The 13,132-nt window shown below is 32.4% G+C and carries 12 protein-coding genes; all 12 read right to left on the bottom strand.

The annotated features are described in order from the left end of the window. Window positions 1-13: 13 nt before the first annotated feature. The 12 genes from acsn021_RS08715 to acsn021_RS08660 all read right to left on the bottom strand — a co-directional run bounded on the left by acsn021_RS08715 (window position 14) and on the right by acsn021_RS08660 (window position 13,132). Window positions 14-1,156, bottom strand: a complete 1,143-nt coding sequence (locus acsn021_RS08715; RefSeq protein ID WP_184091354.1) for a DegT/DnrJ/EryC1/StrS family aminotransferase — start codon at window positions 1,154-1,156, stop codon at window positions 14-16. Window positions 1,157-1,215: 59 nt separating this feature from the next. Beyond that, window positions 1,216-2,871: a radical SAM protein gene (locus acsn021_RS08710; RefSeq protein WP_184091356.1), complete on the bottom strand. Its 1,656-nt coding sequence runs from the start codon at window positions 2,869-2,871 to the stop codon at window positions 1,216-1,218. A gap of 38 nt (window positions 2,872-2,909) precedes the next feature. Next, complete coding sequence (locus tag acsn021_RS08705; protein ID WP_184091359.1) at window positions 2,910-3,185, bottom strand: acyl carrier protein; 276 nt, start codon at window positions 3,183-3,185, stop codon at window positions 2,910-2,912. A gap of 24 nt (window positions 3,186-3,209) precedes the next feature. Further along, the gene (locus tag acsn021_RS08700) at window positions 3,210-5,594 is read right to left on the bottom strand and encodes a hypothetical protein (protein ID WP_184091361.1); all 2,385 of its coding nucleotides are present in this window, start codon (window positions 5,592-5,594) and stop codon (window positions 3,210-3,212) included. 35 nt (window positions 5,595-5,629) lie between these two features. Beyond that, complete coding sequence (locus acsn021_RS08695; RefSeq protein ID WP_184091363.1) at window positions 5,630-6,682, bottom strand: hypothetical protein; 1,053 nt, start codon at window positions 6,680-6,682, stop codon at window positions 5,630-5,632. A 157-nt stretch (window positions 6,683-6,839) separates the two neighbouring features. After that, a complete protein-coding gene (locus acsn021_RS08690) occupies window positions 6,840-7,385 on the bottom strand; it encodes a hypothetical protein (protein WP_184091365.1) in 546 nt (181 codons plus the stop codon). Between the two features lie 13 nt (window positions 7,386-7,398). Beyond that, window positions 7,399-7,890: a GyrI-like domain-containing protein gene (locus acsn021_RS08685; protein WP_184091367.1), complete on the bottom strand. Its 492-nt coding sequence runs from the start codon at window positions 7,888-7,890 to the stop codon at window positions 7,399-7,401. A gap of 156 nt (window positions 7,891-8,046) precedes the next feature. After that, complete coding sequence (locus acsn021_RS08680; RefSeq protein ID WP_184091369.1) at window positions 8,047-9,099, bottom strand: DUF362 domain-containing protein; 1,053 nt, start codon at window positions 9,097-9,099, stop codon at window positions 8,047-8,049. A 2-nt stretch (window positions 9,100-9,101) separates the two neighbouring features. After that, window positions 9,102-10,079, bottom strand: a complete 978-nt coding sequence (locus tag acsn021_RS08675) for a hypothetical protein (protein ID WP_184091371.1) — start codon at window positions 10,077-10,079, stop codon at window positions 9,102-9,104. A 12-nt stretch (window positions 10,080-10,091) separates the two neighbouring features. Continuing rightward, window positions 10,092-10,832: a hypothetical protein gene (locus acsn021_RS08670; protein WP_184091373.1), complete on the bottom strand. Its 741-nt coding sequence runs from the start codon at window positions 10,830-10,832 to the stop codon at window positions 10,092-10,094. Between the two features lie 21 nt (window positions 10,833-10,853). Beyond that, window positions 10,854-12,155, bottom strand: a complete 1,302-nt coding sequence (locus tag acsn021_RS08665; protein ID WP_184091375.1) for a radical SAM protein — start codon at window positions 12,153-12,155, stop codon at window positions 10,854-10,856. After that, the gene (locus acsn021_RS08660; RefSeq protein WP_184091378.1) at window positions 12,155-13,132 is read right to left on the bottom strand and encodes a transketolase family protein; all 978 of its coding nucleotides are present in this window, start codon (window positions 13,130-13,132) and stop codon (window positions 12,155-12,157) included. Before acsn021_RS08660 ends, acsn021_RS08665 begins: the two co-directional genes overlap by 1 nt.

Below are 13,132 nucleotides of genomic sequence, written 5' to 3'. Positions count from 1 at the left end.
TCCTGCAAAGACTTTACCATCCCATTTTAATAATACTGCATATTTTCACAATATTCTCTTCTGTGATTTTATGATGCAAGGGCAATAATAAATATCGTTCTTCCATATAATCCATATTGGGAAATTCTCCACAAGAATTAGCAAAAATAGAATATCGATCATTTCGGTAATGAACTTGATTTGATTCAATATTATACTCTCGTAATTTTCTTTGTAATTCCTTAGCGTTTTCAACGGATACAGTACATGCCCAGGCTGCATTTGATCTATCCGTTTTGTCTTTTCCAACTACGTCTATACCCTGAATTGCTTCTAACTCATCCACATACATATTGAATAACTTTTTCCTATGTTTTAATAATGAATCAAACTCATTTAAAGCAGGGATAAGCAATGAAGCTCCTAAGTCTGTCATTTGATATTTATATCCTACTTCTGTAATATCATTATCCCAAGTTCCATTTTGCTTCGCTTTACGATCAATTCCAAACCATCTTAATCGTTTTGCTTTAACTGCTGCCTCCTTATTTTTACAAACCAACATACCTCCATCTCCTGAAGTTATATGCTTTATTGCTTGAAAAGAAAACACAGTATAATCAGCTATTGTACCAATTGGCTGACCTTTGTATGTTGCTCCCATTGCTTGGCAGCTATCTTCAATTAATGGAATATTATATTCATTAGCAATCTCCTTTAATTCATCTAAATCAGCAGGCAAACCCCCATAATCAACACAAACAATTGCTTTTGTTTTCTCAGATACCAATTTCTTAACATGATTTGGGTCAATATTCAAACTCTCCTTTTGTATATCAGCAAATATAACCTTTGCATTTTGATACAATAAGGGAATATTGGTTGCAGTACAGGTAAAAACCGGACAAATAACCTCATCTCCTGCTTTTATTCCCGCTAAAACATATGCTAAATGAAGTGCATCCGTGCCTGCTCCAACTGCTACACACTCTTTATTATTAACAATTTTTCTTGAAAATGATGTTTCAAACTGGTCTACCTTGGGACCTTGCCCTATCCACCTTGATTTTAAGGTATCTTGTATCTCTTCTAAACATGACTCCGATATATAAGGATAAAACAAGTTAATATTCGTTTCGTTGTCATCAAGCAATGCTAAATCATGAAACTTACTCATTATAAAACCTCCTGGCTTCTGTCTTTTAGATGACCTCTTGAAATATACTCCCCACAATTTTATTGTTTATTGCGCATCATTAGATTCTCATATAATTTTATATTATTTTTAAATACTCCCATTATTTCATTGATATTATCTATATATTTTTTATCCAAATCCGCTTTTTCATAGCCAATTACTTGTTTATAAATCTTTGAAAATTCAAAAAATTCCTCTAATTCTGCTCCTTGTGAAAGATAATACACAAGCGACCAAAGATTAAAAGATGTTGATGGCATAAAATACGAATTGGTTATTTTTTTTATACCATGAAAAACAATGTCACTTGCTAAACTGCTATCCATATCTTTATGTGACCATGTGTAACCAGAACCCTCTAAGTTATAATATATTTTTTCTTTTGCTATTGGACTGGTATTATCATAAAACCAGCATTGCAAATCATAAAATGTAGGACGGTAGTCTTCAATAAATTGTATTGTCTCCTTTGCAGTTTCAACCGTTTCACCAGGAAATCCTATAGTGCAAGAAGCATAGCTAATAATATTATGCTCTTTTAGCTTCTTAATTCCCCAAGCTAACTTCTTCCTTGTAACCTGCTTGTCCATATTTTTTAGTATTGTATCCACACCAGAGTCTATGTCCAGGATTACCCCTTTGCAGCCAGAATGTTCCATCAAATCATATGTTTCATCATCTGAGTGGGAAATAATAAAGTATGAAAACCAATTAAAGTCATATTTGTTTCTTATCATCATTCGAAGAATGCTTTTAAAACGCTCCAAAGATTTATTCAATGAAACATCCCTAAAAATAATATATTTGACTCCAAGACTATGTATGTAATTTAGATTTTTTTCAATGGAATCCAAACTGGAATACATAACGTCATCGCCTGATATTGGATATGGGCAATACGTACAATTATGTACGCAGCTTACATCTGTTCGTATATAAACAGGTGGTTTTATATGATTCCCATAAAACGTAAGCTCCTTCACAGGCTCATCATCAAGATGTATGTTTTCAGGTACTTTAATCGTTCTTAAAATTTTATGTTCAGAATTATATAGTTGTATATTAGATTTATATAATATATTTGGTACTCTGGATAAATCTGGCTTCTCCTTACATAGTTCCAAATATATATTATGCAGTGTTTTTTCACCCTGTCGTTCATGTATGTAAATATCTGCTCCCATCCTTTGTAACAAAGCTATCTTTTTATAATTCTGATATTCATAATTAATATTATTTATAAACGGACCTCTAACTACAATAGGAATAGTCGGGTTTATATTTCGTATAAAATCAACCATCTCTCTTATTGGCTCTGCTTCAACAACACAGGTAGAAGAAATCCCCACTAATTTAGGACTTGAATTTCGAAGTAGATATGTAAGCTTTTTCTTATCTAATGTGAAATCATTTACGATTGCTGCATGTATATTCCTTTTCTTTAAATAATGGTGTAAATCATGTACATCTATATTAGGCATACGGTATATGGATAAATCACTTTTCATTCTTGTTGCACGACTAATACTCTCCCGTACCAAGTCCGAGTATTTCATTATATGTCCATCTACTATGGCAGACCTTGATATTTCATGATTATGGGCGGCATCCTTATTTTTGTATGCCTCCGTTTTTTTTAAAGTTGCTTCCGTTTTTTCATCATTAAAACCAATCAATACACAATCTATTATCATACTTGTCTCCATCCTGCTCTTTTAATATATTCTAACTATTACTTATCCTCCAATAAGTTCTCATTATTCTCAATTGTGTTTGCATAGATAGCATTTACGATATCATATACAGTTGTATTCTTTTGGAGCAAAGTGATTTCTTCACCAAACGTTATATCAAACTCTGTTTCAAGTTTTACAATTAATTTAATAAATGAGATGGAGTTAAAGCTTAAATTAGTAAGTTCTTGACTAAATAAATCATCACCATATTGGATTTCTAGTATCTCCTCTATAACATCTTTTAAATAATGTTTTATTTCTTCCCTTTCCATCGCCCTCTCCTTTATTTAGGTATATTATATTTCTGTTAAATCATTGCCCCATTCATAAATTGCATAATATTTATTTTTATACATAACAACAGCTTCATTATGATAATAAGAATGAAAACCATTAAACATAAATGGAATAATAACATTTCTCGTTAATAAATTTCGTTGCAATAATTTTTCATTATTTGCATGAATAAAAAGAATACTTCTTTCATTGTCATCTGGATTTGCTATGATTTGTAGAATACAGTAATCTTCAAAATATTTTCTATCTTTATATTGAAAATAATCGGAATACGTTTTAATTGGTATTCTCATATTCGTTCCAAAGTATTGTTCTATGTCTTGAATATTGTTATTAACAGCAATAAATACCATATTATGGTTTTTACATTGGCTGGCATCATAATTCTTTATAGAATCAATCGGATACTTTATGTCAAATTTATTGATAACTCCATAGGTTAATGGTGAAGAAAATTTTTCTGCGGTATCGAATACTATTCTACTATGGTTTTCTGGTATATATATTTTAAGTGGAGCCGTAAATACATCTAAAATTCCTAAGCCTTTCCGATAACGAATGGGTAATGACCATCTATTGACTCTCATATACTGATTATTAATATCAAAGGAGAATATTACAGACTTTTCGCAATAGTTAGCAAATTCAAATGATTCTTCATTAACAACTATAACAAATTTCTTTTTATTTACGATTGGAGGTAGTTTTATTTCAAAACCCACTACGTTTTCTGCTGCTATTTGTATCACATCGTTTGATACAATTTTTGCGCTGAGTCTTAAGTAAGTTTTCCCGTAAGTAATACCATAAGCACGAATCCAATATGACTTCAAATATCGATTCATTTCTGTCCTAAAATGTATCTCTCTTGGATACTCTTCTCTTTGTTTCCCATGAAAGAAATCCAAGATAGGATATAAAGTATAGTCAGACAAAGAATCATGTATAATATCTTTTAACTCAATTTCTTGATATCTGTTTGATTTTAATGTATCTTTAATTACACCATAATTATTTATGTAATTATAATCATAATTAGATATAACATTGGTAATGTGTTGGTTTGATACATTCCTTATGTTGTCGTATTTGGGCGATCCCGATATAATGAAGGCCGCTGCAATTAAATCTGGACGAGTCTCCAATAAAAACCACAGGTCAAAACTAGAATGACTTTGACCAATCATATAAATTCTATTCTTATCTATGTTGTAATTGTCAAATAGGTATTTTAAAACTTCTAGGTATCTAGCCTCACTCATATATCCGCCACCCAAAATACCCCCACAGTAAAAATCAGCCAAAATATATCCGGTATAATCAGATATAGTTTCGCTGAAGAAAGCTTCTTCTTTATCTACTAAATACAACACTAAAGGATAAGAAATTGTATCCTCGTAATCATCCGGCAGTTTAACAATCACTTCTTGTACAGAAGAATCAATATCCGAAAGATAATATTTTCTATCTGTATGTACCTGATATTTATTCAAAATATTATGTAATAGTTTGGCTAAATCATATCGCCTCTTCATTGGTAAATAGGTCTTCGCTAATTTTTTAAGAAGCCCTCGAACCATAATCCCACTTTGTGGATACTCCTCATATTTATAAGTCTCTGCCATATCATACAGTATTGATAACTCTCTTTCTGGCAAATTAACTGCTAAACTTATAAAGTCATCTTCGTCTCTCAATTTGATACCAAAATGAAATATTCTCTCTTTATAATGTTCAAAGCCTATTCTATATTTTGTAAGCCCTCTTAATTCAACTTTTTCTCTTTCATCCATATCTAGATTTATATACTCCGCTTGTATGCTTAAATCTTTAGGACATAAAAGCATAAACTCCAGAATTCCTTCATCTGCATCATATTTCGAAATGACTTCTATTTTACTATTTAATACCTTATTAGCTAATGAGGGAAAAATTTTACCTCTTAATACGGTTTCATAATTATATATTTGAATATAGCCATGTGCTAATATATTATCTCTTTGATTTATGTACTCAATAATAATTTCATTTTTACCCTTTTTAAGTAATAAGTTGATAAATTTCCGCTGTTGAAATTCCATTCCAATACAGATTGGTTCCTGGTTTATCCACATCTTAAAAATACCAGAAAACCCTATATCCATTATGATTTTTTCTGTTTGGATGGATTCAATTGTTACATAAAAGCTAATATACTTATTAAAGTCAAAATAAGCCAGTTCACTATAAAGAAGTTTCGTGATTTTGTTATGAATCATTGCATTTTCAGGATTATTACGTATACTTACCAATGCTTCTTTTATATTTTCATTCAACTCTGTACAAAACAGATCATAATTATTGCAATCAAATTCACCCAAAATGGCAAATGTATTTATTAACATGGTTTTTCCCGAATAAAGATAGTTCACATTATTTTTCATTCATTGATGAGTCTTTCAAAGGCTTGATGTTCTATATTTAAATCATCACGCATTCTGTATAAAAACTCTTTTCTCTCCTCCTCATTTAATCCTGTTTTAATGAAGTCATTTCTAATTAATCGCCCCCTTAGCTTATACTCTTTTGGCAAACTGTTAACAAACTGCTGATGAATCAGTCCGTTTATAATAGCTGTCATCCTATATTGCTTTAAAAAAGCCGGTTTGTTGGTATCAATGATTCGGTAATACGATGATGCGCCAATATGCATTGCCTGTTTAGATTGCTTTTCATTACAAAACTCATTTATATTTTTTATTTCATAACCTAAGGCAATTAAAGTTAACTGGTATACAATTGTAGAATCATAGAACTTCAATCTTGTCATTGTATTATTCCATTTTGGTGTTAATGCATATCCATTTTCATCCGATGACATAACCTTTTTAATTATTTCATTTTCATCCTCTTGTATCACTTTTAACAACCCTAAACTTCCATCATCTGGTTGGTCTGGTTTAGATGCGACCGGACTTACTTGTATTTGTTCCCAAATTGTATGCAGCACATCAATATTTATAAATAAAAAGAAAGTATCAGATATGTGATTTCCGAACTCAACATCCTTATATGAAAATAAAGTATTTATTCCTGTTTGCTTATCAATTTGAGTTATTTTCTTGAAATAATCCGGATTGAATATAAAGCAATCTATATCAATCCACCCAAAACTATATTCATTGATTAAAAATAATACTTCCCATACATAGTGATCTGAATACCACTTGTTAAAATTGTGATAAGGATACTCATAATTTTCGCATATCCATTCCTTTTCTTCTTCTCCTAAGCCAGCACCTATCAATACAACATTGACAGATTCTGGTACAAATGATAACGATTTTTTGACCCAATGCAATAACCCTGCTGTAAAATACATATAAAATATATCTTTCTTATTCTCCAGCTTACTATAAAAGTTGTTAAAATCGTTATAATCACTTCTTTCCATCCTTAAATCAAAATCTGGATATTTTTTCATTCCATCCAAAACAAATTCTCCTTTCTTTACTACTAAAACCCTTTTACTATGGGTGATTCGTTGTATTTTCTTAAATTAAAAAACACCTGATGATTAGTCAAGTGTTAGTAATTATTATTTAATTCGATCAAACATATAGATTGTGCTTATTACGATTACATGTATTTTATTCCACAATATCAAACGTAAACACACAAGGGTTTTCAATATTTACACCAAGAGGAGACACATCGATTGATTTAATCTTAAGCTTTATCCCTAGTGCTTTCTGGTATTCATACAAACGTCCTCCTGCACACCGTCCGTAAAAGGAAGCAGGTGCTTGCGAAAATGTTTCCTTCTCTACATTTTTGCAACACCCATCACAGGTAAAGTTAACTGTGATGGTATTATTATCATTTAAGACGATTTTGTTATGAGAGTTTTTTTTCATTTGTGCAATATATAGTTCTAATCTTTCAGATATAGGTTTGTCCGCATGCTCAATTGCAAATGCTTTTCGTTCTTTATCATACCCTGTCCCTTTGCAGCCTCCGTCAGATTCCCAAAGCTGAAAGCGCTGCTCTTCGGTGAGATGCTGATTCATCGCTTCAATAAACTTTACATCGCACTCGTCTCCATTGTATGACTGAATAATGCCTTCAAATATATACAACAAATCATCGGGTATTCCAATTTTCTTCATTCGCATTGCTTTCAAAATAGTTTTCATTTATCAATACCTGCTATATTCTCTTTTTTATAGGAAGATAAATTTGCAACTGCTCATAACCAAGTTCTTCCTTAATTTCATCCAGACAATATATCATTTGACTCATCTGCTGATGATTACGACTGTCATCTATGGCAAAACCGCTGGTTTCGAGCCATGCTTTCATTCTTTCTATGACTGCATCCCGGCTTTCCATATCGGAATCTATGGTAGTCGCAGTTGCATAGAGTCCACCGGGAAAATCAATTATCTCGTAAGAGTTAACATCCTTCACGGTTACACTGTCTTGCACCGACCAAAGCCAATTGAATTTTCCGTCACTATACAACAAAAAATCTGCACTATTGAACATAATATTATTGAGCGGGAGTTCAAAGGGTTTTACCTTCTGAAAAAACCCTCCGTCCATAAAAAGGCTTCCCATCTCCTGATAACCTGAGGATACTGCCCTGAATGCTGGTACCATCACAATAGTCGCTTCCGGTGTCTTACTCATTTTTTGCATAAAATAAACCTCCAAACTATGTATTTTTTATATAATCCAATTTTTGTCTTATATTCCCAATAATACCTCATTTATTGTAAATATTCAAGTAAAATTTCACCTAATTCCAACTTATGGCAAACATTTTTTCACTATATCAAATTATATTATCAAATATTATAGTCTGAGCCGAATTGCTCCCACCGGACATAATTCCAGACAACAGGTACATAAATTGCACTTTTCAGAATTACATTGATACATATTACTTTCCATGTCGATTGCATTGAAAGGACAAGCATCTTTACATTTTCCGCAATGTATACATTCATCCTGGTTGATATGCAAGGATCTTCGTAAAATCTCAATATATTTTTCACGTTGTCTGCCAAAATATACTGGAAGTCTATTAAATTTTTCTTCCTTCACATAAGGACTACAGTACTGAAAAATATCTTCTTCAGACGCGAATTCACTAAGATGTCTTTTTATAGCATTCTGCAAGGTTTTTAGTTGCTCTGGTTTAAAACCTGCTGTTAGAACAAGATAATAATCAACCAGGACTCCATCTGTACTTAAAACTAGTTTTCCTAGATATTTTGGTTGTCCTAAGGAAGGACCCCATCCTTCCATAGCTGTTATTGCATCCATAATAACAATATCCGGTTTTCTGATAGAATAAACAGAACAAATAATCTTAGCAAAATCATCCTCATCAATATTTTTATGTAAATCTTTTCTCTGTTTTCTTTTAATACAACCATATAAATTCTTTATTGCTCCAGTATAGTGTGTTAACATATGCGTCTTAAACTTTGGTATTTCAATAAATACATCACATGTGTCAATTAATTCAGAGTATTGATATGTTTCTCCAAAAGCTTCGATGCTCTTATAACCATATTCTCTTAAATTATAAAAGGAGAGCCCATACTTTTTTAATATAGGTAATATTTTTGTTTCCTCAAGAATGGATATACCATCAATATCCTCACAAAGCATTACCTCACATTCCAAAGAAATAAGTATATCTACAATTAGACTTACTACCTCCGGATGAGTTGTTGCCGCCGCTTCTGGTTTATGAGGTCCTACAAGATTCAGTTTTATCGCAATCCTTTTTCCTTTCGCTATACTTTTATGGTTCTTTATATAACGATAAACATCATCGTAACATTGATATAGTATATCGTAATTTAAATTATTTATGATGTGTAATCTACTATCCACTCCTATATCCCCCTGTCACCTAAACACATTGTAATCTCTGAAGCGATTTTTTTTTCAATATTTGCCGTTTTATGCAGCAAATCAGAAGCTTTTTCAATCAGTACATTGGTTCTACCTGAAATACGGGCTTTTATGAGCCAGCTTCTAACTAGTAATATGTTATTACTGCATTCAAACAATTGATTAACACAATGATTAAGTCCAAGTATTTCCGATTCTTCATCAATATAGGAGACACAACGTCCGAACTGTTTTCGTCCTATAGCTAAAGTATTTAAGTTATGAAATATTGGACTGAAAAAAAAGTCGTCTTCATTTTCATCAACACACTCATTTTCTAATTTTATATCTTTAAGACAATCTGCAAATTCATGCATCGCACAAAAAGAATTGTAGAACCACTTGCTTTGATTCTGGCGGTTAATCTGTTTTCTCATTAACTCAAAGTAATTAATGTTTTCTACTTTGTCGCATAATTTTTCAAAAGTAACTAATTTCCCCTCATAACCTTCCACAAACAATTGTTTCGAAATAACTATATTCTTCATAGGTGGCTGACAATCCATACATATGATAGAATTCTCTTCCTTTCCATATGCTGTTATAATATGTATATTTCGTCCTTTATCCTTTAATTTACTCCATGAATGCCAGTAACATTGCTTCATGTTAATAACAAAAGAAACTACCAATCCTTCCTCTAGCTTCTCATGAATACGTTTATAAGCCTCCTCTGCATGAGAAATTAATTCCTCTCTCGCTTTGATACCTGTCAGCTGCTCCATTAATAATTCTATATTTCCCCAATCATATATTAATGCTTCACCTAATCGGGGTTCTTTTTTATTAATATCAAAATCAAAGAACCACGCCTGACTATACATTAATAGATATTGACTGCTATACTTACACGTTACCGAAGCCAATATGTCTTTATAACAATCCTCCCCTTCATTACTTAAAGGTTCTATTTGAATCATAATAAACCTCCGTTATTTCACAAAATGGGCTACCCATACATTGTCCTGACTATACGTAACCAAATTTTTATGCAAATCTACATATACAGGTTTTAAAGCCCCAGGTACTACGTATTCTCCTGAGAATCCAAAGTGTAATCCAGTCCACTCTTCCCACTCCGAAACGGAAGCCTGTATTGATATTCCTCTACATTGTTTCACTATTTTTCCCCCTGCTTTCATATGTACTCTCAGCCAGGGATCATACGGAAATCCATCCTTATCTTTTAGACCAATATATTCTGTCATATCCATTAGAGGATATAAATGTTTTAATGAAGGTCTTATCGGGATTACGACTTTATCAAAACCTTGTTCATATGCAAGTGATTTGAGAAGATTTAAACATTCATAGCTAATCTTTTTCCCTTGGAAATCAGGATTTACTACAATTTGTAAAGCCATTAGGGTATCTGGTTCCACTTCGTTATAATAATTATGAGAAATTTGTTTCAACCCCCAATAAATACCATTTTCGTGTAATTTGTATATATCTGCTCCAAGTTTAAATGGTGCAGAATTAACTACAGCAACTATTAAATCGTCAATTGCTAATACATGTTGATATTTATGGAAGCTGCTAAGCAAGAAGCCCCAGTAACTTCTCATTACATTTTCACCTTGCATGAATTTAGGCCATGATTTATCATTAATTCTTTGAATATCCGAAATCCACTTTGAGTCTTTATCATACCCATGTATTTGATAATTCATAGTTTCTCCCATCTGTACACTTTAGTACTGAAAATTAAAGTCAGATAATTCTTTCTCAAATTCTTTAAAGCCTTCCTCATTCGAATATACATTGGATAATTTTTTTGCTACTATGTGTAATGTTTCATTTAATTGTTCCATACCATATTCCAGGCTTAGTTGTTCTAAGTATCTGTGATAAAAATCGGTTCTTATGATTTTATCATACAAATCTCTTAGATCATCAATATTTTGTGTTAAACACATATTAGTTAGAACTTGAATAATAGAATCTACTAGGGGATAATATTCACTCTTCCGAAATCGATATATAATTTTTGAATAGTATTCACTAAAATGCCTCTGCGCTAAACCTAATTTTTTTATTAATGTTTCATCCTCAGTAAATAACTCATGAAAAGCAGTTAATAAAGAAAGAATATGTGGCATACCTGATAATTCCTTTTTTATTACTCCTATTCTAATCATTTCTTTATCTTCAGAAAAATGTTTTATTATATTGCTCTGTAAATCATTTCCTTTGCAGAGCAAAGGAGACACAACAAAGGAATTTGAATCCGTTAATTTTTTATAAGTGTACTTAAATAACTCAATCGATTGCCTTTCGGTTATGCCCGGAATTCCAAAAAGTATATCACTGTTTACTGAGCATCCCGCTTTATGTATAATATCCCATGCCTGATACATTTCTACATCTGTAATTTTCTTATTTAACCAATGATTTCGTAACCACTCATTTCCCACCTCTATGCCGCTTTCAATGACTAAGTCATCTCTTGCCTTAGATTTCCATAACAGAACAGCTTCTTCCGTAATACTATTAATTCTTGTTTCACAAACTAAGGTCCTTATTTCTTGATTATACAATGGGGGATCTGAGAAAAGTTCATTAAATACGATATTGCCAAATTCATTTTCGTTCATGGTATCAAAAACAGTAATAAACTCAATTGGCAGTGGATTCACCTTTTCGCCTCTTTGTACTTGAAAACTATAACGAACCATTTCAGCATAGGAAGCTACATTTTTTCTTTTTAAAGCCTCTGCCAAAATAAACACCTCAAATGTCTGTGTAAAAAAATCACAAAAACTACAACCACCTAACGCATGATTACCACGCCAATGGGGGCACCCACATGATATCATACTGGTCATCCGTACAATCTGGTTTGTGTTGGCAGGATACTTATAATTATCGATTCCTTTTTTTATAATGTCTTTCAGTGTTTCTTCGTCGTATTTACTATATTCTTTCAACTTATCTTTGTATACGTCAGCATATGGCTTCCATATCTCTTTCATTACTTTCTCGATAAACAGCATTATATTCCCCCACTTTCAAGTTGACTTAAGATTCTCCGAGCAATCTGGTCTGCGGTAAGTTCAAAATGATTTAACAATTCCTCATATCCAGCACCTTTTGGGTAGATATCAGGTATTCCTAGGAATAAATGAGGTGGAGTATCAAGTAATGTCGATTTATATTCTGCAACAGCACTTCCTAATCCCCCGACAATATTATGTTCTTCTACTGTAACAATCAATCTTGTTTCCTCGCATGCTTTTAAAATCATATTCTGGTCAATTGGTTTCACAGTATGCATATTAACAACCCGAGGCTTGTATCCATACTCTTCCAATATTTCTGCAGCCTGCAAGCTTTGGGAAACCATTGTACCTATGCAAAAAATAGTAAGATCATTACCTTCGCGAAGTAACACTCCTTTACCAATTTCGAACTCATACTCGTCCTTATATACAATAGGTGTTTTTTCCCTTCCCATCAAACGTATATATACAGAGGTGTCATATTTAACGGCTTGCTCCAATGCCTTAACAACTTCACCACAGTCAGCAGGTGAAACAACTGCAATGTTTGGTATTGCTCTCATAATTGCCATATCTTCAAAACAACAGTGCGTACTTCCTAGGTTTCCTAAGGAAAGTCCACTTGCCAATCCGACCATACATACTTTGTTTTGCATATAACCCAAGTTTACTCTTATCTGCTCAAAACAGCGCATTGTCTGAAATGGTGCAAAAGTAGTTGTTACAACGTCATATCCTTCACTCGCAAGCCCGGCAGCAATCCCCATCATATTTTGTTCTGCAATACCAACATCAATGAATTGCTCCGGCAATGATTTAATAAAATTGTTTAGACCAGCTGATGACGAGACATCTGCAGTAAGGGCCATAAGATTTTTATTTTCTTTTGCTAGTTCTAGTAATGCCATACCAAATGTTTCACGCTGACCAATTCTAGACCATACCTTTGCATTTATTTTTGTAATCTCCAT

The organism is Anaerocolumna cellulosilytica (genome assembly GCF_014218335.1).
In the GTDB taxonomy this organism is placed as follows: Bacteria; Bacillota; Clostridia; order Lachnospirales; family Lachnospiraceae; genus Anaerocolumna; species Anaerocolumna cellulosilytica.
The sequence above is the reverse complement of the archived record's forward strand: the minus strand, read 5'-3'. Positions and strand labels throughout refer to the sequence as shown.